Genomic DNA, 26,073 nt, shown 5'->3' with positions numbered 1-26,073 from the left:
AAGGCTGGAGGCCGGCGATGATGGGGCGAAGAATTGTCGGTTGCTGATGGCAGCCTGAGCCGATGCCCTCAACGATCTCAGGCTTCGACGAACACACGGTCCGGGTGGACGGCCTTGACCTCCATGTGGCTTCAGGAGGAGAGGGACCGCCGCTGCTGTTGCTTCACGGCTTCCCACAGACCCATCTGACCTGGCGGCATGTCGCTCTGGCGCTGGCAGACGGCTTCCGCGTCATCTGCCCCGACCTGCCCGGCTACGGGGCCAGCGCCAAGCCGGAGGGTGGCCACGCACAGTACGCCAAGCGTGTGACCGCGGCGACCATGGTGGCACTGATGCGGCAGCTCGGCCACGACCGTTTCAGCCTGGTCGGTCATGACCGTGGAGCGCTGGTCGCCTTCCGCGCCGCGTTGGATCACCCCGACGCCGTCGCTCACCTCGGCGTGATCGACGTCATCCCCACTGTCGACATGTGGGCGTCGCTGACGGGCGTGGGTGGCGTCTTCGGCTTCCACCTGTATTTCCTCGCGCAGCTCAACGACCTGCCCGAGCGGATGATCGGCGCTGACCCCGACACGTTCTTCGGCCACTTCCTCGATGCCTGGGCCGAGCCCGGCACATTCGACGCCGACGTCCGTGAGGCGTACCTGGCCGCGACGCGCAATCCGGAAACGATCCACGCCATTTGCCAGGACTACCGGGCCAGCGCCTTCGTCGATGCGGCCCACGACAGCGAGGATCGGCAGGCCGACCGGCGCGTCAAGCCTCCTACCCTGGCGATCTGGCAGGACCCCGGCGACATGGTCCTGCCGTTCGACCCCTCGGCGATCTGGCACGGCTGGGCGCCGGATGTCCGCACCCTGATGCTGCCGGGTGGGCACTTTCTACCGGAAACTCAACCCGACGCCGTCGCCGCGGCGATCAGAAGCCTGATCAGTTAGTCCCTGGCACTCCAGTGTCACCTCGCGATCAGGAGTGACATCGGCGGGCCATCACGCGATCTCCACATGCGGCCGTCTCCATGCCACCTCAGCCCGGAACGCGCCCGACCTGCTTTTCCTCGTCGTCCCCGACCGGGCGGAAGGCGAGTCGCCCTCGGGGTGCAGGGTGTCGGACGTCCAGCGGTAACGGAACCGCCGGTACGCCGCGCCGCCTCGATGCGGTCCCTTGAGACCTCCCGGCGGCCGGCGGGGACAGGCTTACGGCTCAGAGCATCCGCCGCAGGGCGGTCTCCACAGCGTCGATCAGCGCATCACCTTCGGTACCGGGGTGGCGGGCAAGGCCGAGTTCGACGTCCGGCAGAGCAGGCAACGCGGCCGCGTCGTGGCAGGCCATGGCCGGCTCGAGGTTGGCGGGCAGGAGTGCCGCGACTCCGAGCCCGGCCCGTAGCGCGGCGAGTACTCCGGCGAGACTGTTGCTCTCGAACGCCACCCGCCAGCGGCGCCCTGTGCCTTCCATCGTTTCCAGCACGGACGTTCGCCAGGCGCACGCGTTCGAGAACAGCACCACCGGCAGCGGATCGGCGTCGGTGGCGACACCTTGCCCGACCGCCCAGACCAGCGGGAGACGCACCGTCCAGCGCGGCGGCCAGGGAAGAACCGCGGCCTCGTCGAGCACGAGTTGGACACGGCCCGTGTCATAGGCCTCCCGCATCGCCGCGTTGGAGAGGCTGAGGACCTCCAGTGTCGCGTCGGGGTGCAGCCGTGCGAGGTCGGCGAGTGCCTGAGGAAGGCGGGAAGCGGCGAGATCTTCGAGGAGTCCCACCCCGCAATGCCCGGTGAGCGTACGTCCCGTTTCGGCGAGTGCCTGTGCCGACAGCGCGAGAATGCGCTCGGCGTAGGGCAGCAGTTCCTCACCCGCCCGGGTCAGCGAGACGCCGGACGGCGCCCGGTGCAGCAGCGGGCTGCCGACATCCCTCTCGAGCTTGCGCAACTGCTGGCTGAGCGCGGGCTGGGTGCGGCCGAGCGCCGCCGCCGCACGGCTGATGCTGCCCGCTCGTACGGCGGTGACGAACGATCGCAGCAGTGCGGTCTCGAGATCACGTGCCATAAGCGTTCATTATGTCGGTTCCAATGAATTCACGACTTCCTATGGCACAACGGGTGATCTAGCGTCAAAACGGTGACCAGATTTCGCCAGGTGCTCGCAGTGCCGGGGATGACGCCGCTGCTTGGCATCTCGCTGCTCGCGCGTACCGCGATCACGGCGGACGCGATGGCGTTGACGATGTACGTCGTCGTTGCCCTCGACATGAGTTACGCGGCGGCGGGAGCCGTGGTGGCGGCGCTCACCGCCGGTGTCGCGCTGGGCGGGCCGCTGCTGGGGCGGATGATCGACCGGCGGGGCCTGCGGACCGTGCTGCTGGCCACGGTTGTGCCGCAGCTCGTGTTCTGGCTGACCGTGCCCGTGCTGCCGTACGTGATCTTGCTGGGCGCCTCCTTCGCCGCCGGTCTGCTGATGGTGCCGGTCCAATCGGTTACCAGGCAGGCGATCGCCGCGATGACGACGGCAGGGCAGCGGCGGGCAGCGTTCGCGCTGGAGTCGGTGGCGGGCGAGCTGTCGTACATGGTGGGGCCGGCGGTGGTCATCCTGTGCGCGGCGACGGCGTCCCCCGGCGTGGTGGCATGGGGAGTGGGCGCCGCGATCGTCGCCGGCGGGGCAGGGATCGCCCTGCTCAACCCGCCGCTGCGGGCCGGGGACGAGGTGGACGGCGAGGCAGCGGGCCGGCCCCGGCGCCGGGAGTGGCTGGGAGCGCGCATGGTCGCTGTTCTGACGATGGGGTTCGGCGTCGCGATGCTGCTCAGCGGCGTCGACCTGGCCATCGTCGCCACTCTTCGAGAAGCCGGCCAGGTCTCGTGGGCGGCCGTGGTCATCGCCGTGCTCGGGGTGTCGTCCGTCATGGGCGGTCTGGTGTACGGAGCGCTGCCCCGGCCGATGCCCACCTGGCTGCTGCTCAGCCTGCTCGGGCTGGTGACGATTCCGGCCGGACTCGCCCATGACTGGCCTTGGCTGTGCGTGGCCGTCATCGGCGCCGGGCTGCTCACCGCACCGACCCTTTCCACGGTCTCCGACGCGGTGAGCCGACTGACGCCGGCCGGTGTACGAGGTGAGGCGACCGGCCTGCAGTCCTCGGCGGCGAGCGCGGGGTTCGCGCTCGGCTCCCCGGTCGTGGGAGTGGCGATCGACGCGTCCGTGCCGGCGGGCGGCTTCGCGGCGGCCGGTCTGGCCGGCCTGCTCGCCGCGCTGACGGGATACCTGCTCTCGCGCCGGTCACCCGCCGCCGCGCCGTCTCCGTCGTCCTCATCGCAGGCACTCGAGCCCTGCGACACCGTCGCGCCGACCTGAATCCGGCGTTTCGTCGGCTCCTCACCGGCGCCCGGTGAGGGCTGCGGACTGCAGGTCCGGTGACCCTGCCGTCCTGCCCAGTCGGCGTTATGCGTCGTTGCTGGATGTGGCGAGCAACTGGAACTGGTCCCACTGAACCCGGGGCCGGGGCAGGCCGCGCCGCTCCAGGTAGCGGAGTGTGGAGCGGCGGGCGTTGCGCAGGGTGTGGAGCGCGTCGCTGATGCGGCCGGATCCGGCCGGCTCGATCACTTTCCGCGGGACCATCGTCCATTGGTCGCCGTCGGCGTGAAGTTCGCCGCGGATCAGTGCATTGTGCATGGCGTTGAGTCGTTCGTCGTGCCGGTGCACGAGCAGGCTGGCCGTGCCCGGCACGATGTCATCGGCGGCGTCCGTCGCAATGGTGAAGCCGTCGGTGGTGGCCTTTGGCCGCGTCCGCACCAGCAGCGGTGCTCCGGAGTCGTCCCGGGCGCCGAGGACCGCGCTCGGGAAGCGGGCGATCAGGTCAGCGCCGGGCAGGTCCGTGCCGGCTGGTGCCGCGGGCTGCTCGGCGGCGGTCAACTCGGCGAGCGGTGGCCGTACCTCGACCCGGGTCGGTGTCACGGTGATGAAGAGCCGCAGGTAGTACCAGTCCATGAACCACCGGCCGGGAGCCCGGACGTAGCTTCGGCTGTGCGGCTGCCGTTCGAAGAGCGTACGCCAGTAATCGGCCGCCTCGTCCGGCCCGGTCCGGATCTCATCGGGGCAGGTCGCGGTTCCGCTGACGAAGACCTGAGGCGCGTCGGCGCGGCCGCTGCCGGTGGGGTCGGAGAAGAGCAGTGCGACGCGTCCGTCCCGGCGGACGTTGAGCGCCTTCTGCGCGAAGGCCAGGCTGGTGGTGACGAGCAGCGTGCCGTCTGCCCGGCGCCAGGCCGCAGTGGGCCAGGTCAGCGGGGTGCCGTCAGCCCCGAGGGTGGCGAACTCGCAGGTCCGGTAGGCATCGATGATGGCGCCGACCTCGAGGTCGATCGGTGTCGTGGTCACAGGGCTGCTCCTGAGGGGAGGCGGTGACGGCGTAAGCGCATGCGCGTGATCTTCTCGTCATTCGGCAAGGGATGGTGGAAAACGGAGAAGAGCGTCGCAATCCGTGGTCCGTCACCCGGCGGACGCGGGCCGGCTGGAGCCCAGCACACGGGCTCGCCGCTCCACGGACCCGCAGGGACGACGAGCTTCCCCGGCAGCAGATGTGTACCTTTCAGCGGGCCGGCGATTGTTACGGTGGACGCTCTGATCGGCGGGAGGGCGGCGGTAGGACATGCGGGTAGCCATGGCGAGCGCTGCCGCGGGGCGGGCCGACCGCGCGAACGAGGACTTCACCGGGGCCTTGCCGACGGCGGCCTTGTTGGTCGACGGTGCCGGCATCCCCGGCACGGAATCGATCTGCCGGCACGGCGTGGCCTGGTATGCCAACCGCTTAGGAGGCAGTCTCCTCGGTCTCCTGTCACTCGCACAGGACCGCGACCTTCCGGCAGTGCTCGCCGATGCCATCGAGCAGGTGACGGACGATCATCGGGACACCTGCGACGTCGCCGACCGCATAAGCCCGTCGGCGGCGGTAGCCATCCTGCGCCTGTCCAATGGCCTCGTCGAGTACCTGGTGCTCGGCGACGCGTACGTCGTGCTCGACAAAGCAGACAGCGCGCCGCTCGTCGTCTCCGATCCCCGGGAGGTCGTGATCAGCCGCTCGTACGAGCCCGCGCTGGAGACCGCCGCCAAAGGCAGCGACGAGTACCACCGGATCCTCGGCGACCTACGCTCGAACCTGAACCAACCGGGCGGCTTCTGGGTGGCCAAGGACGACCCGCGGGCGGCGGACGAGGCCATCACCGGCAGTTGCCCGATCTCCGAGCTGACCGATGCCGGCGTCGTGCTCCTCAGCAATGGCGCCAGCGGCATCGTGGACCGGTTCGGGCTCACCGACTGGCCAGGGGTCATGGCCGTCCTGGCGTCGAGCGGACCAGACGAGATCATTCGCCGTGTCCGGCAGGCGGAGGCACATCACGCGATAGCGGCGGACGATGCGACGATCGCACACTGCACCGACTTCGGGCAGGCTTGACGACACTTGCCCTGCAACCTCGATGGGGAGTCCGATCACCCGTCCGCGGTATGCGTCTGGCCTTGCGGACCGGGGACCCCAAGCCACTTCGTACGCTGAGGCACTCCGGCAACACCACACCGGCCAAGATCACCACCTGGTCCTCAGCACGGGCGCCGGCACCCCACCGAACGCCTCGAACGTGCGGGCCGGCATTCCGCAAGATCACCAAGCGACCGGGCCTCGGAACCGCCGCAGAAAATCCGACGAGATGGCTCCCAGACATGAGAGAAGGGCCCCCGGATTACTCCGAAGGCCCTTCTCACTTGCATCTTCCTGGTGGAGATGAGGGGATTCGAACCCCTGACCCCTTCGATGCGAAGGAAGACAGGCAAGTCTGATCATGTCGATCTGAGTCGATCGGGCGCCTCTCACCTTACAGAACGCTCCGGGGAGGACGCGGGCAGTCTGAGGGAGCCGCAAGGCGGTGGCTCCCAAAATTGGCTCCCGCGGCTCCCCCGGAGTGGGAGAGGAACTCCCATGATCCAGTACCCCCCCTGACGACAATGACGGACGTTTCCCCGAGGACACTCCCGTCCTCGTCAGGTATCCCCTACGCGATGACCAAAACGATGACCGCGACTTGTGGCCGTGGCTACCGGGCACCGTCCTGGCTCAATGCGGTCCCGACGAGTGGCGGATCGTCGTCGAGGTGCCAGCGCTCGCCATACCTGACCCCAGCGGTGACGCCCTGGAGAACCTGCTATACCCTTTCCTGCTTCCGCGACGCGACCGAGATTTGCGCCATCAGCATGCACGTGTGGCAGCGTGTGCCGTACAAGGTCGAGCACGGCGAGCTCGGGTAAGCAGGCCCACCGCCATCCGTCGGCGGTGGGCCTGCTTACCCGACCACCTTCGTCGTCGGTAGCGGAACCGACCGGTCCACGGCGGGGTGTCTGGACCACCCTCGCAGAAGCTGCCATTGAGCAGACCTCATTACGGCTCAAACAACTTAACATGGCCAAATGCAATAAGGCCGAATGCCAGTATCCACAAGGCAGCAAAAAGCAAACTAAGGATAGTTTTTCCTCTCCTTGTGGACTGGCCACTCAGTGTTGATGATTCTCGAACAAGAATAAGCGATACAGCGAATGTTGTTGGAACTAGAAGTACGGTCATGACTTGCGCACGAATATTATGATGCCATATTGGCCACCACGACCACGATGCAACCGAAATCCATAGAAGGGTAGCCAGAGCCGCCAGTGTGCCACCTAGAATCAGCAGATGAGCGCTGCGAACAAAATGAGCGGGTCGAAGTGGGCACTTTATCCATATCCGATCGACCCGTCTCTTATTTCCACAAAGCGTTGTAAACGTCTCTGCCGTATTAGACAGTTGGTCGACCGTTATGCGCTCTTTTAGTTTACCACTTTCGCTGCGTACCTTGCATTTCCCTAGCTCAACGTTGGTGTCAGTGACTCGGATATACACATGGTTAGATACGGCGTCTTTGAACACAACCCACTGCCACGCCTTCGAACTGAGCAACGGTCTATCGAATTCGCGTCCGCCCTTGCGTGGATGTTCAAAGTAGATCGCGCGCCGATCCGACATTTTGATTGTGAACGCTTTGTTCAGCGGAACAACACAGTCCACCAAGAGCTCCCAACGTCGCCCATATCCTGCATAGGTGGCAACCAGTCTTTGTGCTGCCACCCCTTCCTCGTCGGGCGTGTTGAGAACTGAATCGTCAACGTCTGCAGGTGCTTGAAGAAATTTCAGCCTCCGCCTAAAGCGGCGCCATTTTTCGCAAACCTTCTTTCCGAACCCGGGAGTTAGCTCTTTTTTTGGAGCCTTTTTGGCAGCCGCGTCTAGCACCTGGTGAAGATTGTCAAGCAGCTGGTAGACCTCACCTCTGAGGACCTCACCGCCTCCGCTCTGACCAGCTGCCACCACGTCGTCCGCAATGACTTTGCCCGCATTATCGAAATACTCTGGTAGAGCGATCAAGGGATTCTCGGACACGCTTCCAAAGTATGGCGGCACTTCACTTCTTACCAGTTTGCGAAGTTTTTCTACCACCTCATTCCATTTATCATAAGTTTTGTATGTCAGATAAGAGTGAAGATTGCTTGCCTTCAAGCCACCCTTAAGATATCTATACTCTCTATTCTCGACCATCCAAACCTCTGCGCAAAGATGCTTGAACCAATGCCAATACCTCTTAGTGCGCTGTCGGCCATATTTGCCGGTATTATAGAGAAACTTTCTCCATGGGCCCGGAGCAAGGCCAAACATTTCTGCCAAGAACTTCTGCAGCTTTTCTAGCTGCGCCTCCGCCTCTGCGTCGTCATAAGGTTGACCTGGTTTCAAGCTTGTTGCTACGCCAGCTTCAGAGATGAGATGCAAAATGTAGTCGGCCTGTAGCTTTCCGGATTTGACGCCTGGAATGCGGTGAACAGGTATGTCTGCGACTGCGATCGAAAGATCAATCACGGGGACCCTAGGGAGAAGTGTGACAGGAAGAATCAGCCGTATCGACTTCTCCTCTCCTGACATTGCACGATCTCCCAATATCCCGGCTATCTCCGGAATACTCAGGAGCGGCAACACCTCGGTGATGCGTTCTCGCTCAGACCATGCGGCACTAGAAAGCTTTATTCGCTCAACTGAGCGCTGGCGCCACTTATGCGGATTGTCAAGAAGAAAGAAAAGCATCGTCTTCAGCGTTTCCTCATCTTCCGTCAAGTCTATAAGGTCTTCCATGCCACTTCCCAATTCTCGAGTTATAGCCTTGCACAGCTCGTTCCCCTAAAGCCCCACCATAAACGTTGTTGATTCTACGCAGAACGACATCTACAAAGCTTCCCTGAGATCACATACAACCGGTTGAGGGCGCTGGTTTGTAGCCTCTTGACTCAGTGGAAGTTTACTTTGAAGTTTGTTAACGAAAGCCGCGCAGCAGGTCGGAGAGGAAGTTGTCGGAGTTAAGCGAGCAATAAAGAGATAGAATCTTTCCCAAGTTTCAAGTATCAGCGTGAGGGAATAGTTTACGTTTCAGCGAGAAACAGTGGAGGGAGCAAAGTGGTCCAAAGGAGGCGCCAGGAAGCACGGTCGCCTAACGAAACAGTTCCTCAACCTGAAGTTTCTGAAGAGGATCAGGCGCGTTGGGCCGAAGCTTTTAGAAGAGCAGCGCATAAGATCAGCCTGCAGGATTACGGCTTCGAGCCGGGACGTCCGGACTTTGGGCCGGAATATGATCTTAACGAACTTGACTGATACCCAGCCTATTGGCTCCCCACACGGAGGCGAGTGCGAGCGAGTCCGAACAAACAAGCTCCCTGCTGCTGACGCTATTAGGAGACAAGCGCGGTTCAAACGGTCAGGAGGTATCATATATCCCTGACTGTTCCCCCGACCCTGCTCGTATGCCGTCGTGTTATCCCGAGCGGAACGGTCTGGGCATAGAGGGTCGGCGACTCTAGCGGCCACTCCAGTCTGCCGATGGCTCTACTGTGGGGCCTAAGTGATTACCACCTTCGGCTCAAGGGGAACTGGGTTGTGAAGGGTTACGTCCAGGTCATGACCACTGTGCCAAGTGCAGACGAAGGCGCTGCTCTGGCACGTAGCATCACCTCGCAGCGCCTGGCCGCTGGAGTGCAGATCGTCGGGCCGATTCGGTCCCTGTACTGGTGGCGAGGTTCTTTGCGTGACGAGCAGGAATGGCAGTTAGTCATAAAAACCACACATGCTTTGCTCTCCGCGCTTGAGAGCCACATCAAGATCAATCACAGTTACGAGACGCCAGAAATCATCGCAACTGAAATTATCGCAGGAAGCGGCGATTACCTGGATTGGATTAGCGAGGAGACGCAGAGAATTGACGCTTCGTGACAGCCAATTCTTCGAGGAACGCGCGGACTGGTGGTTGAGTCTGCCAGCGCCTGAGCGATTCCGCTAGGACAATAAATCGCGGCAGCCAGATGCCGGACTCCGTTTCACGAATGATCGCGAGACCCTCCCTGGCTGCTTTGACAGCTTCGCTCACCGAGCCGTGCACGAGATGGGCTGTGGCGATGTCGCCAAGAATGATGCCTGCGCGCTTTCGTTCCACCTCGGGCAAGCGTGCTATGACGGCACGGGCTACGTGCTCGGCTTCGTCCAGTCGGCCGATTTGGGCATAGGTGGAGATCTGGAAGGAGTCGAAGCGGTCTCGGTCTAGGAATCTTGTCCATACGCGATCTTCTTCTGGATCCGCGATATTGAACGCCTCGTTGGCATGAGCCCACGATTGAAGGGCTGCTTCCTTTTCTCCTAGTGCGGCGCTCTCTTCCGCGTGTCTTGCGGCCAACCACGATGTGGTTCCAGGCGATGTCTCCCTGGGCAGGTGCTGTAGCGCGGTGGACAGGAGGGCGCGCGCCCGCCCATGGTTTCCTTTGCCGCTTGGTATGTAGCTCCTGTATCCAAACGCGCACGCGATGATAGCCGGGTCGTTAGCCTCCTTGGAGGCTTTCTCTGCAGTGTCGTAGAAGTTCCGGGCTGCAGATACGTTTCCTAGATCTGTTGCGATCCAGCCGGCCAGTACGCTGCTTTCTCCCGCTACGACGATCAAGCGTTGGCGAAGCTCGTCTTTGGGATCGGTCGCTGTGCCGTTCAGGATGGTGCCGACCTCGTTCAGGTGGGCTGCAAGCCCTTTGAAAATCGTATGTGCGGGGAGCATTTCTTCGAGACGATGGAAGCCGGCGGATCTGGCCTCCAACTCCCGCACTACCGCTTCGTCAAGTGCGCTCGGCCTGGACAGGGCGAATGCGACCTTCTCCCATGCCTCACTTTGAGCTAGAGCTGACTGGGCACCGAGTTGTGCGACCATGGCTAGCAGTTCGCGGCGTTTCAACGGCTCGCCCCTTTTCCCGATCGCTTCAGCGAAGAGCTGCAAGTCGAAAGTGTCTGTGGGGATCTGGACCCCATCACTGACGACCTGTGCACCGGCCCTGCCGCCAGAGGACGACAGTCCCAAATGGCGACGCAAGTGGGCAGGCATGCCCAAACCATCAGCGAACGCCTCAAATGTATGCTTTGCGGTCGGGATGCGCTTGCCGCTCTTGTACTCGCTGATGCGGCCCTGGGGCCTCCCGGTGAGATGGGCGATCTGGCCTTGGGTGATGCCGTACTTGGTGAGGATGCGGATTAACCCGCCCAGATCACGGCGTTTGCACGCGTCTTCCACGTCTTGACGTGCGAAAACAGTCTCAAGAACTTGTCGTGCCCGCTCTTGATCCATAGTCATGGCGGCGTTCCGTTTCCCTGGTAGCGCAGCCTTTCGAGAGAAGTGGAGCTCTTCAAGTCCATCACACCGTGAGATATCACGGTGAGATTCTGCGGAACCGGTCTACTTGGAAACCTCACATCAGTTCGTGGCGCAGGTCAGGGCTGATCTGAGGCAGAGCCGACGATCCGCATTTGTCTGGCTTCCGCCTGTTCTTTGCTCGGAAAGCGGAGTTGCGGGAGGGCCAGAGCATGACCGGGGAGCACGAGGCGTATCGCCTCAACCCCATCGTCGCCGTGGCCGATCAGCTACAGCGGGAGCTGGCCGTGCACGGGATCACAACCGATGTGCACGACGGCTATGGGCTGGCTGTGGTGTCGGTCTGGCGTGGCCTGCTCGTATGGACCAACGGTGATCTCTTCTGGTGGCTGGCCGGCTGGAATGACCGCCGCGCCCGCGCCATCTACGCCTGGCATTCCACGACCGACCCGAAGAGGGCTGCGCGACGTATCGCCGCCCGGTACAGGGATCTTCGCGGCGTGCTGGACGGGTCGTGATCGAGATGGGACAGAGCAAGTGGAGCCGAGCCCATCCGGTGGCCGATGAAGCGTCCGAGCTGGGGAAGAGTCACGCATGGTGCAGCCCGCTTTCGAAGGCCGCGTTCCTCGACCTTTTCGATCTGAATATCGATGACTGCCGTCAGGGTTACACCGCCGCCTCGCTGTATCACCTGTACTTGGATTCTCGTATCTGTACGCGAGTCCGGGCCTGGACCGAAGCGGAAGCCGCACGGTCGGCGCTTGCCGAGAATGCCGCTCTGCCGCCGCCCTGACGTGCGACGGTGCGGTTGATCGTGGCTCGCTCACACCTGTGCCACCGCGTCCCGCATCGTCGCGTCAACGCCCCCGGCAGAGCCCTCTGCGCTCGAAAGAGTGCCAGTTCCCAAGGGCTCTGTCGGGGGTCCCTTTGCGTCTGGCGTCGTGAGCTGGGGTTTATCTCACAGCGGGATCTGATCCATCTCATCGCCGGATGTTTTTGATCTCACTAGACGATCACATCGCGCGATGGGTTCCCCCTTCCCTGAAACCTACCTTCGCCTCGTAGGTCACCGGAAACGGAAGGGAAGTGATCTAGATGAGCCCAGCTCAGCGTCACCAGCGCCGCGACGTGATCGCGGGACTGCGCACGCTCGCCGCTTTCCTGGAAAGTCACTCGCAGGTGCCCGTTCCCAGGTACGGAACGGTGCGGGTGTCGGTCCACACGCTCTACGACACCGACGCCACCACGGAGGCGGAGGCGATCGCCGAAGTCGGGCGGGTGGCCGCGCTGTTGGGCGTCGCGCCCACGATCCAGGGCGGACATCACGTCGCCTGTGCGACGTTCGGTGCGGTCTGTTACGAAGCTCTCCACGTCACGCACGCGGCCATGGCACGTATCCAAGCCTTGGACTCCTACCGCGACGCGATCACCCTCGACGAGATCGAGGGGGTGTGAGCGATGGACCTCGGACTGTTCGTCGTGTTCCTGGGCCTGGCCCTGTCCGTCGGCACGCTGACGCTGTTCGCGGTGCTGGTCACCGTGATCCGTGTCGAGGACCGCCGCCACGCCCCCACCGGAGTCCTGAGCCGCCGCCTCCTGGGCACCCACGCTCACCACTGCCCGCCGGCCGCCTGTCCCGGGAGGAGGTGAACCCCTGATGCGAGCCCTCCCATTGCAGCCTGGCCGATGCCTGTGCGGAGCCGCCACGCCCGGAACCCTGCGCTGCCGCAAGTGCCGCGCCCGCTGGCGCTGGTGCCGCCGCAAGTCCCGCCACGACGGCATCTAGCACCGCCCCCAGTCCCCCGCGAGATCCCGAGAGAGGAGGTGAAGCCCTCATGACGGTAACTGTCCCGCTGGTGCTCGTGGTCGGTGCGGTGGTGCTCATCGCCTGGCGCTATCTGGGCCTGCGCTGGTGGCACGCGCTGCTCTGCCTGCTGTTCGGTTTCCTGCTGGCCGCCACCACGCTCGCACCCGACATCCGCGCCGCTATACGCGCCGCCCTGAGCTGGATCACCGGCCCATGAACTGCCCGCCAACCGAAGAAGGTGATGCTTAATGACCCAACGCCACCCCTACCCACACGCTGACCTGCAAGGAGCTGCCACCCGCAACACCACCGCCGCCGAACTGCTGACGGCATTCGCCAAGTCCGCCCCCGCCCTCGACCATCTGTGGCGCCATATCTTCGACGCCCTGGCTGACACCCCCGCCCTGATCACCGATATCGACCGCCTCCGCGCCGAGCTGGCCACCGCCCGCTACCAGCGCGCCAACCTGATCGCCGCCATCCGCGCCACCCTCGCCGCCCACGACGAGGGCGAACACGATCCCCTGTTCTACGTGCGCGACGAGCTGCACGCCCAGCACCGCACCGACACCCGACGCACGGCGGGTGGTGGCCGGTGAACCGTCATCGCGCCTCGCGCTACCAGATGCGGCGCAACGCCCGCCGCATGCGCCGCTACGGCGTCGAACCCATCGGCCTGATCACCGACGACCTCGAATTCGCGCCACTGGTCATCGCCGGCATCGCCCGCGCCATCTGGCGCTACCGATCCGAACTCGCCCCCCTCACCGCCGCGTTGGTCACCGTGGCGGTGGGGGTGACCCTGCACACCTGGTACCCGACCTGGTGGCCCATCGTCCCCCTGCTAGCCGCCGCCGTGGCACTGGTGCTGCTCGTGTGGGGGCGGTGGGGCAACCTGACCCGCCCGGTCGAACGCGGCTATGCGGCGATCACGACGGCGTTTGTGGGCGGGTGGCTGACCGCCGCCTCCCGCATCGGCCCCTTCACGCCGCCGCTACCGGCGATCCTGCTGATCGGCGGGGTGCTGCTGGCCGTTCCGTGGTGGGCGCACCGCCGGCGACGTGCCCGGGTCCGCGTCGAGCGGGCGCTGGCTGCCTGGCCCGACATCGCCAAAGCGGCCGGCCTGACTGGATCACGCGTCCAGTCAGCGATCGTGGACCTGTGGGGCTACCGCTTCCGCCTCGGGCTAGGACTCGGCCAGACCGTAGAAGACGCCATCAGCGCCGTCCCCCGCCTGGAATCGGCGCTCGGCACCACACGCGGCGGCATCCGCGTCCAACCGGTGGCCACCAAGCAAGCCAACCGAGCCGACGTACGGGTCATCGAAACCGACCCCCACGCCGACGCCATCGCCTGGCCGGGCCCCTCCATCACCTCGATCACCCAGCCCGCCAAGCTGGGCCTGTTCGAAGACGGCGCACCCGTCCGCGTCCCCCTGCTGCGGCGACATGGGCTGTTCGCCGGCATGTCGGGGGCAGGCAAGTCAGGCGGTGTGAACGTGCTTCTCGGAGACCTGTCCGCCTGCCAAGACGTCATCTTGTGGGCGGTCGACCTCAAGCGCGGCATGGAGCTGATGCCCTGGGCATCGTGCATCGATCGCCTGGCCACTACCCCGCAAGAGGCAGAGAACCTGCTGGCCGATGCCGTGGTCATCCTCGACGGATGGGCCGACGACCTCACCAAACGTGGCGAACGCGTCTGGGAGCCGTCACCCGACAGGCCCGCGCTGATCATCGTCATCGACGAGTACGCCGAACTCGCCGGCGAGGCACCACGAGCCATCGACTACGCCGACTCGATCGCCCGACGTGGCCGCGCCCCAGCCGTCAACCTGATCGCCGCCACCCAACGCCCCTCCAAGGACGCCATGGGCAAGAGCGCGGTCCGCTCTCAGATGGATGTCCGGCTGTGCTTCCGCGTCCGGGAACCCCGCGACGGAGATCTCATCCTGGGACAGGGCATGGTCAAAGCCGGCTGGCACCCCCACAAGCTGGACGCCCCCGGCAAGTTCCTGATCAGCTCCCCAGAACACGACATCCCCCGCCGCGCCCGCACCTACCTCCTCGACGACGAGGGCGTACAGGCAACCGCCGAACGGCACGCCGAACACCGCCCGTCCCTCGACGAGGTATCGACCCAAGCCCTGCAACGCGCGACTGAGACGCCCGCCCCGCCGCCACAACCCGCCGTCCGACCGTCACCTCGGCACGCCCGCGACAACGCCGTACGGGAAGCCGAGGAGGCCCTGACAACCGCGCTGAGGCAGGCTCCCGACGACGGGACAAGCGTCGGTGATCTCATACGTGCAACCGGCATGCGTCGCACCTGGGTCTACCAACGCCTCCAAGAACTAGGCCATGCGCGCCAGGTCGAACAGGTCGCGCGGGGACGCTGGCGCGCCCTCCCCGAGATACACGATCCGTAATCGTCCGCGTCCGTTGTCCGCGTCCGTCCGCGCGTCTGCGCGTGTATAGGGCGTGACAGACACGGACGGACGAACGGACGGACCATCACAGTCCGTAACCAGAAACACGCGAACCCCGCGAAGGAAGAGAGCCGCCCACGACCAACCGAGAGGGGGGATGCACATGCAGGCATACACCGTCGAACAGGTCGCAGAGATGCTGAGCATCGGACGCGACAAGGTCTACTACCTGCTCCGCACCCAGCAGCTCAAGAGCATCAAGATCGGCAAGCTTCGCCGGATCACCGACCAACACCTTGCCGACTTCATTTCCTCGCTGGAACCGATGGACGAGGCGTAGAACGCTGTGCTACACCGTTCTCTATAGGCCGGATGCGCAAGTCCGGCCGGCGCCTCTTGATAACTGCATGACACGAAAGGAAGCCGTCAATGACGAGCGACCGAACGACCCTGCCTCCCGTACGGGTGGACACGGAACTGAAGGACCGTCTCCGCAGGTACGCCGAGTCGCAGGAACGAGATGTGTCGTGGGTGATCAGGAAGGCGATCGAGGAGTACCTCAACCGTCACGAGAAGGGGTGATCCCTTGGCCAAGATCCTGATCGGCAAGTACGAAGCGACCATCTATCCCGAGGGGGACGGCTACACCGGAGCCATCTCCCTCGGGTTCGGCCCCGACGGCAAACGCCAACGCCTCAAGCGCAAGGCCAAGACCAAGACCCTGGTCAAGGACAAGCTGATCAAGGCAGTTAAGGCCCTTGAGGCGGGCGTCACCGCATCGGAGACCTACACCGTGCGCGATGCCGTCAATGACTGGCTCAGCAAGGGTCTCAAGGGCCGGTCCGAGAACACTGTCACCAAGCTACGCATCCTCGCCGAGACGCACGTCATCCCAGGACTGGGGAAGATCAAACTCCAGCACCTACGTGCCGACCACGTGGATGAGTGGCTTGACCAGCTCGCCAGCAAGCTGGCCACCACCACGCTCCGAGAGATCCACAGCGTGCTCAAGAGAGCCATCCGACAAGCTCAGGCACGCGACATGGTCCTCAGGAACGTTGCCGCGCTGGTCACCACACCCACCGGTACGGATGGACGCCCCAGCAAGGCGCTCACGCGGCAACAGGCAGAGGCCGTGCTCAAGGCCGCCGAGGTCTCCGAACTCCACGCCTACGTGGTGATCAGCCTCACCACGGGAGTCCGCACCGAGGAGGCACGGGCGCTGCGCTGGGATCACGTCGTCGCCTGGATACCGAGCCTCAAGACCTGGCATCCGGTGACGGAGGTGGGTTTCAAACACAGGAAGTTCGCCATCTACGTATGGCGTGCCGATCGAGAAGGAGGGGACACCAAGACCCGCAAGTCACGCCGCACGCTCGAACTGCCCAAGCTCGCGGCGCAGGCGCTCCGGCAACACCACACCCGCCAAGCCGTGCTCAAGCTCAAGGCCGGCGAGGCTTGGCAAGATCATCAACTGGTGTTCTGCACGAGCGTCGGCACCCCGTTGAACGCCTCGAACGTACGACGGGCATTCCGCAAGATCACCAAACGAGCGGGACTCGGAACCGCCTGGAGTCCCCGCGAACTACGTCACTCGTTCGTCTCGATCATGAGTGACCAGGGCGTACCGATCGAGACCATCGCCGATCTCGTCGGGCACGCGGGCACCAGCGTCACGGAAGCGGTCTACCGGCACCAGCTCAGGCCGGTGATCACCAAGGGTGCCCAGACCATGAACACCATCTTCGGCGAGAAGCCCACGGGTTGAGAGTCCGACTGAGATGGCTCCCCGATTGGCTCCCATCGACTTCCAGACATGAGAAAAGGGCCTCTGGATTACTCCAAAGACCCTTCTCACCTGCATCTTCCTGGTGGAGATGAGGGGATTCGAACCCCTGACCCCTTCGATGCGAACGAAGTGCGCTACCGGACTGCGCTACATCCCCAAGGACTCGACCAGATTAGCAAACTCTGAGGGGTCCTCGCGCCACCGTTTCAGTCGCCCACCGCCCGCTTGGGCGGTTCGGCGTACTGATCGAACAGAACGTCCGCCTGCAGCGCCGCGAGATCGATGACCTCAGCCTGGGCGGCCTCCTCCGCGGCCCGCCGCCGCTCACGTACGCGCCGCAGGCGCTCAGCGCGCGCCTGACGGCCCCGTTCGCGACGTTCCCTATCGACTTGTACGGCGATGCGGAGGAACGCCATGTACGCGAACATGATGACGACCGAGGGAGCCACTCCCCACCACGGGATCATCTTGACCGCGGCCGTCACGACAGAGGCCAGCACCAGCAGCGTGGTGAAGAACAGCAGCCGCCGCCGGCGGGCCACGATGATGGCGCGGCGCCGGAGCCGGAACTGGCGCACATCGACCTTCTCGACCTCGGCAGGAGACGACCCGTCGTCCTCGTCCGCGTCCGATGGGTCCAGGTTGTCGAGATCGGGAAGCTGGTGTTCGCCGGTGTAGTGCTCTTCCAGCTCGGCCAGCTCGGCCAGGTTCGTCTTGTCCTTGCGCAGCCACATCGGGATCAGGACGCAAAGCCACATCACGACGATGACCAGATAGAGGAAGGCGCTGCTCATGGGCACCTCCGGGCAGCACAAAGACGCGAGTGTGCTCGTCGCGCCTTCAATGTGCTCACGTCACGCACCGTAAGACCGCGTGTCACTAATTGACGAGCATTCGGTGCGGTGTGTCGCGAGATCGTCAAACCTCTTCGACGGAAGGCCCCCCGTGAGCAGCTGACTCACGCGCGCGACGCCACTGCACGAGCAGGCCGCCAGGAATGTCCTCAGCGGTCAACGCGTAGCAAATGTGGTCGCGCCAGGCCCCGTCGATGTGGAGTTGGCGCCGCCGAATGCCTTCTTCCCGGAATCCGAGCTTCTCAACCACCCGTCGGCTGGCTTGATTCTCGGGACGGATGTTCGCTTCCAGCCGGTGCAGCCCCGTGGTGAAGAAGCAATGGTCAACGGCCATGGCGAGGGCGGTGGGGGTGATCCCCTTCCCGGCGAGCGCGCCGTCGATCCAGTAGCCGACCTGGGCGGAACGGGCGGCGCCCCACACGATCGCGCCCACGGTCAGCTGCCCCGCGAAGCGCCCTCCGTACGTGATCACCCACGGCATCGCCAGGCCCTGCCGGGCCTCGCGGCGCAGGGTGCCGACCATGGAGACGTACGGGCCGAGCCCGGTCCTGAACAGCGGCGTCTCGGGATTGCTGGGCTCCCAGGGGCGTAGCCAGTCGGCGTTTCGCAGCCGGGTCTCGCGCCACACGCGCACGTCGCTCAGCCGCAGCGGCCGGAGGCCTACCGGACCTTCGTTCAGGGTCACCGGCCAGCCACGAAGTCGATCCACCCACTCATCATCCCCCCATCGGGCATGATGTCGCCACGCATCAGGGAACCGCGATCAGCGCGGGTGATCGCCTCCCCGGATCTGATCGACCGCGTGCTGAAGAATCGGCGCGAGTACGGCGACGCCATCGCGTACGCCACCCGACGATCCGGGCAAATTAACGATCAAGGTAGCGCCCGCCTGGCCGGCCAGCCCTCTGGACAGAATCGAGGTCGGGACCTTTTCCCGATTCGCCAGCCGAATGGCCTCGGCTATACCGGGAATTTCCCGAGAAATTACTCGGGCGGTCATCTCCGGGGTCAGGTCCATAGGCGTCAACCCGGTCCCCCCGGTGGTCACGATGACGTCGAACCCCTGCGCCACCCCGTCACGGAGCGCTCCTTCGACCGGCTCTCCGTCGGGCACCACCAAGGGGCCCTCCACGACCTCGCAGCCCGCATCGCGGCGCAGCAGGTCAACGAGCAGCGGCCCGGATTTATCCGCATAAACCCCGGCCGACGCCCGGTTCGACACCGTGATCACGAGTGCGCGGATCATTCCGGCTCCCTGGTCCAGCGGCCGGTCTTGCCGCCCAGCTTCTCCTCCACCCGGACATCGGTGATGACCGCGGCCGGATCGACCGCCTTGACCATGTCGATCAGCGCCAGCGCGGCCACGGAGACCGCCGTCAGGGCCTCCATCTCCACACCGGTGCGGTCGGCCGTCTTCACCCGGCAGGTGATCGCCACGCCCCAGTCCTCGACGTCCAGCGTGACCTTCACCCCGTGCAACGCGATCGGATGGCAGAGCGGGATCAGGTCGGGCGTCCGCTTCGCCCCCATGATCCCCGCGATCCGCGCCACGCCCAGCGCGTCGCCCTTGGGCACCTCGCCGGACCGCAGCAGCTCCACGACCTCGCCCGACAGCAGCACCCGCCCGGTCGCCGTGGCGGTGCGAGCCGTCACGTCCTTGGCGGAGACGTCCACCATTCGAGCGGCCCCGGTCTCATCCACATGGGTCAGCCCCGATTCGCTCACAGCCGGATCACCTCGACAGTCGCCCCCTCGGGCATCTCGGTCACGTCCTCCGCCACCACGATCAGCGCGTTCGCCGAGGCCAGGGCGGCGAGTTGATGCGAGCCCTGCCCGTGCACCGGCGACACCGTGCCGTCCGAGGCCAGCACGCCGCGCAGGAACGACCGCCGTCCGGCGGGCGAGCGCACCGGCCTGGTCAGGCGGGCGGTCACCGATTCCGGCATGTCCGCGGGGAGCCCGCGCATCCTGTCGAGCGCCGGACGTACGAACAGCATGAAAGACACATAGGACGACACCGGGTTGCCGGGCAGCGCGAAGATCGGCACCTGGTCCTCTCCCAGCACGCCGAACCCCTGCGGCATCCCCGGCTGCATCGCGACCTTCTCGAACCGGACGGTTCCCAGCGGGGACAGAGCCTCCTTGACCGGCTCGTACGCCCCCATGGACACACCACCGCTGGTGATGATCGCATCGGCCCGCATCAGGTGGGTGTCGAGCCGATCGAGGAGCACGCGCGGATCGTCCCCGACGGACCCCGCCCGGAACCCCTCGCCTCCGGCCTCCCGCACGGCGGCGGTCAGCGTGAAGCTGTTGGAGTCCCAGATCTGCCCGGGAGCCAGCGGACCGCCCGGCTCGACCAGCTCCGCGCCCGTCGAGATGACGACGACCCTGGGCCGGGGCCGCGCCCAGACCCGCCGCCGCCCCACCCCGGCGATGATCCCGAGCTGGGAGGGCCCGATCACCGTGCCCGGCTTGAGCACGACCTCGCCGGCCTGCACGTCCTCGCCCGCGAGCCGGATCGCGTTGCCGGCGCTCACCGGCCGGGAGATCTGTACGGTGACCGTCCCCCCGTCCGTCCACTCGACCGGCACCACGGCATCGGCCCCGGCGGGCATGGGAGCACCGGTCATGATCCGTACGGCGTGCCCGGGCCCCACGGCCCGCAGCTCTTCGGACCCGGCCGCCACATCGTCCGTCACCGGCAACGTAACCGGAACATCCGAAATATCGGCAGACCGTACGGCATAGCCATCCATGGCCGAGTTGTCGAACGGCGGCAGCGGCACCGGCGAGACAACCTCCTCGGCCAGCGTCGCCCCCAGCGCCTGCTCCAACTCCAGCTCCAGCGGCGCCAGCGGACGAACAGTGGCCAGGATCTCAGCCAGATGCTCGTCAACCGATTTCATCGAGGAACTCCCGCAGCCACGGCACGAAATCGGGCGCCAGGTCCTCCCGGCCCGCCGCGAACTTCACCACCGTCCGCAAATAGTCCAACTTGTCGCCGGTGTCGTACCTGCGCCCTCTGAACAGCACCCCGTGCACAGGCCCGCCGTCCCCGGACCCGCGTCCGGCGAGCGTGCGCAGCGCGTCGGTGAGCTGGATCTCGCCCCCGCGCCCCGGCGGCGTGTTCTCCAGCACCTCGAACACCGCGGGGTCGATCACGTAGCGCCCGATGATCGCCCAGTTGGACGGCGCCTCGTCGGCCGGCGGCTTCTCCACCAGGTCGGTCACGCGTACGACGTCGTCGTCGGCGGTCGCCTCGATGGTCGCGACGCCGTACAGGGAGACCTGCTCCTTGGGCACCTCCATCAGCGCGATCACGCTCCCCCCGAACGTGTCACGCACCTCGATCATGCGCTTGAGCAGCGGATCGCGGTAGTCGATCAGGTCGTCGCCGAGCAGACAGGCGAAGGGGTGGCCGCCGACGTGCTGCTTGGCGCAGAGCACCGCGTGGCCGAGCCCCTTGGGCTCGCCCTGACGTACGTAGTGGAGCGTCGCCAGCGAGGCCGGCTCGCGTACCTGGGACAACCGGTGCTCGTCGCCCTTGGCCTCAAGGGCCTCCTCCAGCTCGAACGCGCGGTCGAAGTGATCCTCGATGGAGCGTTTATTCTTGCCGGTGACCATGAGGACGTCGAGGAGCCCAGCGGAGGCTGCCTCCTCGACGACATACTGGATCGCGGGCTTGTCGACGATGGGCAACATCTCCTTCGGTGTCGCCTTGGTCGCCGGAAGGAACCGGGTGCCCAGACCCGCGGCGGGCACGACGGCTTTCGTCACAGGGTCGAAGTCAGCCATGAGTAGACCCTAGTGGAGGTATCTGTGGACAAGCTGAACCTGCGTCGCGAGCTGAGCTCGGCACGTGCCTCCCTCTCCCCCGAACAACAGCGGGCAAACTCCATCAAGATCCGCGAAACGCTGCTCGACCAGCCGTGGGTCCAGATGGCCGGTCTCGTGGCCTGCTACTGGTCGACGGGGTCGGAGCCGGATACGCACGGGCTCGTGTTCGCTCTCTGGAAACATGGAGCCACCGTTATCCTCCCCGTCCTGCTTGAGGACAATGACCTGGATTGGGCGGTGTACGACGGGCCGGACTCGCTCACCCCGGGCCGCTTCGGGATCATGGAGCCGGTCGACACCCGCCGCGGCGTCGACGCCATCCGCACCGCCGCCCTCGTGATCGTCCCGGCCCTGGCGGTGGACAGGGCGACGGGTGTACGTCTGGGGCGCGGCGGCGGCTCGTACGATCGTGCCCTGGCCAGGGTGGGCCCCAACGTCCCGACGGTCGCCCTGCTGCACGACGGCGAGCTGATCGACGGCATCCCGGCGGAGCCTCATGACCGGCACGTCCGTTTTGCCGCGACCCCGGAGGGACTCACTAGGCTTATGTGACCGCAGGTACGAGAGGGGGCCAGATGACACTAGATGTCTGGCTTCTTCTTGGTGCCGCAATTGTCATCGCGGCCATCGCGTCCGTACGCGTCGCGCACCGTACCGGCCTGCCCAGCCTGCTCGTGTTCCTCGGCTTCGGCCTGGTCCTGGGCGAGGCCGGGTTCGGGATCCCCTTCGACAACCCCCAGCTCGCCCAGCAGATCGGCCTCACGGCGCTGGCGGTGATCCTGGCCGAGGGTGGACTTACCACGAACTGGTCTCACGTACGGCGTTCTGTCCCCTTGGCCGTGATCATGGCGACCGTGGGCGTGACGGTCAGCATCGTCGTGGTGGCGCTGGTCGTCCAGGCGCTTCTCGGCATAGACCAGACGACGGCGCTGATCCTCGGCGCGGTGCTGGCCTCCACGGACGCCGCCGCCGTCTTCTCCGTGCTGCGCAGACTGCCGCTCCCGCCCCGGCTGGCGGGCGTGCTGGAGGCCGAGTCCGGCTTCAACGACGCCCCCACGGTGATCGCCGTGATGCTGCTCAGCGGGGCGGGACGCTCTTCGGCGTCCCCGGGAACGTTCCTCCTCGAGACCTCGGTCGAGCTGATCATCGGCGCCGCGGTCGGCCTGGCCGTCGGCCCCGCGGGCGCGTACGCGCTGCGCCGTGTCGCACTCCCCGCCTCCGGCCTCTATCCGCTCGCCGTGCTTTCGCTCACATTCGTCTCGTACGGCGGGGCCGTGCTGATACACGGCTCGGGGTTCCTGGCCGTCTACCTGACGGCGTTGATCCTGGGCAATTCGCGGTTGCCGCACCGGGCGGCGACCAGGGGTTTCGCGGAGGGGGCCGCGTGGCTGGCGCAGATCGGGCTGTTCGTCATGCTCGGTCTGCTGGCCAGCCCCAAGGAGATGCCGTCGTCCATCGTGCCCGGCCTGATCGCCGGCACCGTCCTGGTGCTCCTGGCGCGGCCGCTCTCGGTCATGGTGAGCTCGCTGCTGTCGTGGGCGCTGCGGGCGGGCAGGGTGAGCTGGCGTGAACAGGCGTTCCTGTCGTGGGCGGGGCTGCGCGGCGCGATCCCGATCGTGCTCGCCACCATCCCCTGGGCGTCGAACGTGGAGGGATCCAAGGAGATCTTCAACGAGGTCTTCGTGATCGTCATCGTGTTCACGCTGCTGCAGGGGCCGACACTGCCCTTCGTGGCCCGGCTGCTCGGAGTGGCGGCGCCCGGGGAGGCGCACGACCTGGAGGTGGAGGCGGCGCCGCTCGAAGAGCTCAAGGCGGACCTGCTGCAGGTCAAGGTGTTTCCCGGCTCGCGGCTGCACGGCGTGGAGATCTTCGAGCTCCGCCTGCCCGCCGGGGCGCAGGTGACCCTGATCGTGCGTGACGGCAAATCCTTCGTCCCCACCGGAAATACCAGGATCAAGGTGGAGGACCAGATCTTGCTGGTCACCACCGCCTCCTGCCGTGACCAGGTCGAACGCCGTCTGCGCGCCGTGAGCCGCAGCGGAAAGCTGGCCGGCTGGTACGGAGAGCGGGGACTGGAATAGGCGTTTGACCTAATCGGTTACCATTAGCAGTCGCATCCCTCGAGTGCCAGACCTTAAGGAGGAGCGCGTGCCGACGTACCAGTACGCCTGCAACGACTGCGGCGAGCAGCTCGAGGTCGTTCAGAAGTTCACTGACGACGCGTTGACGATTTGCCCTGCTTGCGAGGGGAACCTGCGGAAGGTCTTCTCGGCTGTCGGCATCGTGTTCAAGGGCTCGGGCTTCTACCGGACCGACAACCGCTCGTCGTCTGCCTCGACTTCCCCGACGCCCTCTTCTTCCTCGTCGTCGAAGCCCGCGGAGAGCAAGTCCGCGGACACGAGCACGTCCACCCCTGCCGCCGCCCCCGCCGCAGCCTCCAACTGACCCTTCCGTCAGCGACCGCGGCCTCCCGCGGATCTTTTCAGTAGCCGCCCCCAGGACCTGGCCGCCCAGCGCCGACCGCCGCGGCCATGGACACCTGGGTGGGTTTCACGCGCGTACGTTTCCGCGTGCGCGCACCGACCTGGGACACAGACCCACGGTGGACCCCACACCCAGCCCTCACACGGGACCGACGTCGGCCCCGCACGTGCGCCTGGTGTAGCCTCACGTCGGCCTCACGCCCGCACCTCACGCGGACCCACACCGATCCACCGCGACCAACCACACCTCGCGCGGACCCACACCGTCCACCACCGCGGCCACGTGATGCGTCGGCCCTCACATGCACGCCTCACACGCGCACCTCACCTGAGGCCCAAACCCGCGCACCACCACATCGAGACACAGGCGTCTGCCCCCACACCTAAGCCTCACGCGGGCCCACGTCACCCTCAGCCGGACCGCACTTGCGCGCCACCGCACCCATGCCCAGCCCACGCGAGTCTCCTCGTCCTCATCGGCGTCGACGGCCCCAGTAACCCGCCCGCATGTGCACCGCCGCCGACGGCAGAAATTTGAGGCGGCCTCCACCCATCAGGGATACCGAATCCCCGCGCACCAGCCACCCCGCTCTCCCCCTGCTGGGACCTCTCGGATCCACCGGAGCTTCCGACCCCCTGGACACCAGGCCGGCCGAACCCCTAAAGCCGGGACCCTCGAGCAGCAGAAATCAAGTTATCCACAGAACGGAATTCGGCTCACCCTGGCCCGTCCCCGATCCGGCTACTCTCTCGGCCATGGTCCCTCGCGCAGACATCGGCGTCATCGGCGGTTCCGGCTTCTACTCGCTGCTCGACGACGCGGAAGAGATCAAGCTCTCCACCCCCTACGGCCCTCCAAGCGACGTCGTCACCGTCGGACGCATCGGCACCCGTTCGGTGGCGTTCATCCCCAGACACGGGCGAGATCACCGTTTCCCCCCACACCGCATCCCCTACCGCGCCAACCTCTGGGCTCTGCGCATGCTCGGCGTGCGCCAGGTGCTCGCCCCCAGCGCCGTAGGCTCACTGAGAGCCGAGTACGGCCCCGGCGCCATGGTCATCCCCGACCAACTCGTAGACCGCACCTCAGGCCGTGTCCAGACGTATTACGACGTGGACGGTGCGGTCCACGTCTCCTTCGCCGACCCCTACTGCCCCTCAGGCCGTGCCGTCGCGGTGGAAACCGCCCGCTCGACCGGCTGGGAGACGGTCGACGGCGGCACCCTGGTGGTCATCGAGGGCCCGCGTTTCTCGACGCGCGCGGAGTCCCAGTGGTTCGCGGGCAACGGGTGGTCGATCGTCGGCATGACCGGATTCCCCGAGGCCGTCCTGGCCCGCGAGCTGGCCCTCTGCTACACCTCGCTCTCCCTGGTGACCGACCATGACGCCGGCGTCGAGGCCGGCCAGGGCGTCACGCACGACGAGGTCCTGGAGTTCTTCGCGCAAAACGTCACCCGCATGCGCACCTTGGTGGCGGAAACCGTACAAGCCCTCCCAGACGAGCGCACCTGCCCGTGCGGGGCGACTCTTGACGGCATCAAGCTCCCTTTCGAGCTGCCGTGATCCGGGCCTGGCTGATCCGCTACGGCCGTCGCCGCCGCCTCGTCGCGGCGGCGCTGGCCGCCCTGGCCGTCATGTCGGCCTTCATCGCCACCCGCCCCGAGCCGGCCCCGACGGTCCTGGTCGCGGCCCGCGACCTGTCTCCCGGCCCTCTCGGCCCAGCCGACCTGACCCCGGTGGCCCTCAACCATCCACCCACAGGTGCCGTACGCGCAGCCGCGGCGGGCCAGATCCTGGCGAGCCCCATGCGCAAGGGCGAGCCGCTGACGGATGTCCGCCTTCTCCACTCCTACCGGCTCCCACCGGGCATGGTCGCCGCTCCGGTCCGCATCGCCGACGCCGCGACCGCGAGCCTCCTCACCCCAGGAGCCACGATCACCATCCTGGCATCCGACGAGGAAGTCCATCCGGCCCGCACAGTAGCCGAGGACGTACGGATCATCACGATCCCGCAGACGCCCAAGACGACGAGCGAAACTCACGGCGCCTTAGTCGTGCTCGCCACCACCCCGACCCAAGCCGCCGAACTCGCCTCCGCCCAGACGACCGGCCGCCTTTCGATCACCATCAAAGCTAACTCAACGTAATCGC

General features: G+C 65.8%; 29 protein-coding genes and 1 tRNA gene. 19 read left to right on the top strand and 11 right to left on the bottom strand.

The annotated features are described in order from the left end of the window. Positions 1-62: 62 nt before the first annotated feature. On the top strand, positions 63-938 hold the full coding sequence (locus ACWDRB_RS12185; protein WP_449893191.1) for an alpha/beta fold hydrolase: 876 nt from the start codon (positions 63-65) through the stop codon (positions 936-938). A gap of 265 nt (positions 939-1,203) precedes the next feature. On the opposite strand, the gene ACWDRB_RS12180 is transcribed toward ACWDRB_RS12185, so the two are convergent. Next, the gene (locus tag ACWDRB_RS12180; RefSeq protein WP_363970544.1) at positions 1,204-2,046 is read right to left on the bottom strand and encodes a LysR family transcriptional regulator; all 843 of its coding nucleotides are present in this window, start codon (positions 2,044-2,046) and stop codon (positions 1,204-1,206) included. Between the two features lie 72 nt (positions 2,047-2,118). On the opposite strand from ACWDRB_RS12180, the gene ACWDRB_RS12175 reads away from it, so the two are divergent. Next, positions 2,119-3,342 (top strand): MFS transporter, encoded by a 1,224-nt coding sequence (locus ACWDRB_RS12175; RefSeq protein ID WP_449893189.1) that lies wholly within the window; start codon positions 2,119-2,121, stop codon positions 3,340-3,342. An 87-nt stretch (positions 3,343-3,429) separates the two neighbouring features. Here the strand turns inward: ACWDRB_RS12175 and ACWDRB_RS12170 are convergent, their stop codons facing one another. After that, positions 3,430-4,362, bottom strand: a complete 933-nt coding sequence (locus ACWDRB_RS12170) for a pyridoxamine 5'-phosphate oxidase family protein (RefSeq protein ID WP_449893186.1) — start codon at positions 4,360-4,362, stop codon at positions 3,430-3,432. 283 nt (positions 4,363-4,645) lie between these two features. On the opposite strand from ACWDRB_RS12170, the gene ACWDRB_RS12165 reads away from it, so the two are divergent. Beyond that, entirely contained in the window at positions 4,646-5,437 is a 792-nt protein-coding gene (locus ACWDRB_RS12165) for an integrase (protein WP_449893184.1), read from the top strand. Positions 5,438-6,412: 975 nt separating this feature from the next. Here ACWDRB_RS12165 and ACWDRB_RS12160 read toward each other — a convergent pair. Beyond that, positions 6,413-8,185 (bottom strand): hypothetical protein, encoded by a 1,773-nt coding sequence (locus ACWDRB_RS12160; RefSeq protein WP_449893182.1) that lies wholly within the window; start codon positions 8,183-8,185, stop codon positions 6,413-6,415. Between the two features lie 795 nt (positions 8,186-8,980). Between ACWDRB_RS12160 and cutA the strand changes: the two genes are divergently transcribed. Continuing rightward, a complete protein-coding gene (gene cutA / locus ACWDRB_RS12155) occupies positions 8,981-9,313 on the top strand; it encodes a divalent-cation tolerance protein CutA (RefSeq protein ID WP_449893180.1) in 333 nt (110 codons plus the stop codon). Here the strand turns inward: cutA and ACWDRB_RS12150 are convergent. Beyond that, positions 9,279-10,706 carry a helix-turn-helix domain-containing protein gene (locus ACWDRB_RS12150; protein WP_449893178.1) on the bottom strand — a complete coding sequence of 476 codons (1,428 nt, stop codon included), beginning with the start codon at positions 10,704-10,706 and terminating at the stop codon, positions 9,279-9,281. The genes cutA and ACWDRB_RS12150 overlap by 35 nt on opposite strands. A 230-nt stretch (positions 10,707-10,936) precedes the next feature. Here ACWDRB_RS12150 and ACWDRB_RS12145 point away from each other — a divergent pair, with 230 nt between their 5' ends. From ACWDRB_RS12145 to ACWDRB_RS12100, 10 genes are all read left to right on the top strand, one after another. After that, the gene (locus ACWDRB_RS12145; RefSeq protein WP_449893176.1) at positions 10,937-11,242 is read left to right on the top strand and encodes a hypothetical protein; all 306 of its coding nucleotides are present in this window, start codon (positions 10,937-10,939) and stop codon (positions 11,240-11,242) included. Continuing rightward, positions 11,239-11,517 (top strand): hypothetical protein, encoded by a 279-nt coding sequence (locus ACWDRB_RS12140; protein ID WP_449893174.1) that lies wholly within the window; start codon positions 11,239-11,241, stop codon positions 11,515-11,517. Before ACWDRB_RS12145 ends, ACWDRB_RS12140 begins: the two co-directional genes overlap by 4 nt. A gap of 302 nt (positions 11,518-11,819) precedes the next feature. Continuing rightward, the gene (locus ACWDRB_RS12135) at positions 11,820-12,179 is read left to right on the top strand and encodes a hypothetical protein (RefSeq protein WP_449893172.1); all 360 of its coding nucleotides are present in this window, start codon (positions 11,820-11,822) and stop codon (positions 12,177-12,179) included. Positions 12,180-12,182: 3 nt separating this feature from the next. Then, positions 12,183-12,374 (top strand): hypothetical protein, encoded by a 192-nt coding sequence (locus ACWDRB_RS12130; RefSeq protein ID WP_449893170.1) that lies wholly within the window; start codon positions 12,183-12,185, stop codon positions 12,372-12,374. Between the two features lie 185 nt (positions 12,375-12,559). Next, positions 12,560-12,748: a hypothetical protein gene (locus ACWDRB_RS12125; RefSeq protein ID WP_449893168.1), complete on the top strand. Its 189-nt coding sequence runs from the start codon at positions 12,560-12,562 to the stop codon at positions 12,746-12,748. A gap of 31 nt (positions 12,749-12,779) precedes the next feature. Continuing rightward, the gene (locus tag ACWDRB_RS12120) at positions 12,780-13,130 is read left to right on the top strand and encodes a hypothetical protein (RefSeq protein WP_449893166.1); all 351 of its coding nucleotides are present in this window, start codon (positions 12,780-12,782) and stop codon (positions 13,128-13,130) included. Beyond that, entirely contained in the window at positions 13,127-14,956 is a 1,830-nt protein-coding gene (locus ACWDRB_RS12115; RefSeq protein WP_449893164.1) for an FtsK/SpoIIIE domain-containing protein, read from the top strand. Before ACWDRB_RS12120 ends, ACWDRB_RS12115 begins: the two co-directional genes overlap by 4 nt. A gap of 163 nt (positions 14,957-15,119) precedes the next feature. Then, positions 15,120-15,296 (top strand): helix-turn-helix domain-containing protein, encoded by a 177-nt coding sequence (locus tag ACWDRB_RS12110; RefSeq protein WP_397224010.1) that lies wholly within the window; start codon positions 15,120-15,122, stop codon positions 15,294-15,296. An 89-nt stretch (positions 15,297-15,385) separates the two neighbouring features. Next, complete coding sequence (locus ACWDRB_RS12105) at positions 15,386-15,538, top strand: CopG family ribbon-helix-helix protein (RefSeq protein WP_347624618.1); 153 nt, start codon at positions 15,386-15,388, stop codon at positions 15,536-15,538. Positions 15,539-15,542: 4 nt separating this feature from the next. Further along, entirely contained in the window at positions 15,543-16,724 is a 1,182-nt protein-coding gene (locus tag ACWDRB_RS12100; protein WP_449893160.1) for a site-specific integrase, read from the top strand. A 101-nt stretch (positions 16,725-16,825) separates the two neighbouring features. Here ACWDRB_RS12100 and ACWDRB_RS12095 read toward each other — a convergent pair. From ACWDRB_RS12095 to galU, 7 genes are all read right to left on the bottom strand, one after another. Beyond that, positions 16,826-16,902 (bottom strand) — tRNA-Ala (locus tag ACWDRB_RS12095). A gap of 49 nt (positions 16,903-16,951) precedes the next feature. Beyond that, entirely contained in the window at positions 16,952-17,539 is a 588-nt protein-coding gene (sepX, locus tag ACWDRB_RS12090) for a divisome protein SepX/GlpR (protein WP_449893158.1), read from the bottom strand. A 124-nt stretch (positions 17,540-17,663) separates the two neighbouring features. Continuing rightward, a complete protein-coding gene (locus tag ACWDRB_RS12085) occupies positions 17,664-18,308 on the bottom strand; it encodes a GNAT family N-acetyltransferase (protein ID WP_192788162.1) in 645 nt (214 codons plus the stop codon). 54 nt (positions 18,309-18,362) lie between these two features. After that, a complete protein-coding gene (locus tag ACWDRB_RS12080; RefSeq protein ID WP_350725956.1) occupies positions 18,363-18,845 on the bottom strand; it encodes a MogA/MoaB family molybdenum cofactor biosynthesis protein in 483 nt (160 codons plus the stop codon). Next, on the bottom strand, positions 18,842-19,324 hold the full coding sequence (gene moaC, locus ACWDRB_RS12075; RefSeq protein WP_449893155.1) for a cyclic pyranopterin monophosphate synthase MoaC: 483 nt from the start codon (positions 19,322-19,324) through the stop codon (positions 18,842-18,844). The genes ACWDRB_RS12080 and moaC overlap by 4 nt, the downstream gene beginning before the upstream one ends. After that, the gene (glp, locus tag ACWDRB_RS12070; protein WP_449893153.1) at positions 19,321-20,508 is read right to left on the bottom strand and encodes a molybdotransferase-like divisome protein Glp; all 1,188 of its coding nucleotides are present in this window, start codon (positions 20,506-20,508) and stop codon (positions 19,321-19,323) included. The genes moaC and glp overlap by 4 nt, the downstream gene beginning before the upstream one ends. Next, entirely contained in the window at positions 20,495-21,397 is a 903-nt protein-coding gene (gene galU, locus ACWDRB_RS12065; protein ID WP_350725960.1) for a UTP--glucose-1-phosphate uridylyltransferase GalU, read from the bottom strand. The genes glp and galU overlap by 14 nt, the downstream gene beginning before the upstream one ends. A gap of 24 nt (positions 21,398-21,421) precedes the next feature. Here galU and ACWDRB_RS12060 point away from each other — a divergent pair, with 24 nt between their 5' ends. The 5 genes from ACWDRB_RS12060 to ACWDRB_RS12040 all read left to right on the top strand — a co-directional run bounded on the left by ACWDRB_RS12060 (position 21,422) and on the right by ACWDRB_RS12040 (position 26,069). Beyond that, positions 21,422-21,991 (top strand): 5-formyltetrahydrofolate cyclo-ligase, encoded by a 570-nt coding sequence (locus tag ACWDRB_RS12060; protein WP_363970524.1) that lies wholly within the window; start codon positions 21,422-21,424, stop codon positions 21,989-21,991. A 23-nt stretch (positions 21,992-22,014) separates the two neighbouring features. Further along, positions 22,015-23,520 carry a potassium/proton antiporter gene (locus tag ACWDRB_RS12055; RefSeq protein ID WP_449893149.1) on the top strand — a complete coding sequence of 502 codons (1,506 nt, stop codon included), beginning with the start codon at positions 22,015-22,017 and terminating at the stop codon, positions 23,518-23,520. A 67-nt stretch (positions 23,521-23,587) separates the two neighbouring features. Beyond that, a complete protein-coding gene (locus tag ACWDRB_RS12050; RefSeq protein ID WP_449893147.1) occupies positions 23,588-23,884 on the top strand; it encodes an FmdB family zinc ribbon protein in 297 nt (98 codons plus the stop codon). Positions 23,885-24,678: 794 nt separating this feature from the next. After that, entirely contained in the window at positions 24,679-25,485 is an 807-nt protein-coding gene (locus ACWDRB_RS12045; protein WP_449893145.1) for an S-methyl-5'-thioadenosine phosphorylase, read from the top strand. Further along, positions 25,482-26,069, top strand: a complete 588-nt coding sequence (locus tag ACWDRB_RS12040) for an RcpC/CpaB family pilus assembly protein (RefSeq protein ID WP_449893143.1) — start codon at positions 25,482-25,484, stop codon at positions 26,067-26,069. The genes ACWDRB_RS12045 and ACWDRB_RS12040 overlap by 4 nt, the downstream gene beginning before the upstream one ends. Positions 26,070-26,073: the final 4 nt, after the last annotated feature.

The organism is Nonomuraea sp. NPDC003707, from assembly GCF_053587055.1.
This window is presented reverse-complemented; position numbering and strand designations above follow the sequence as displayed.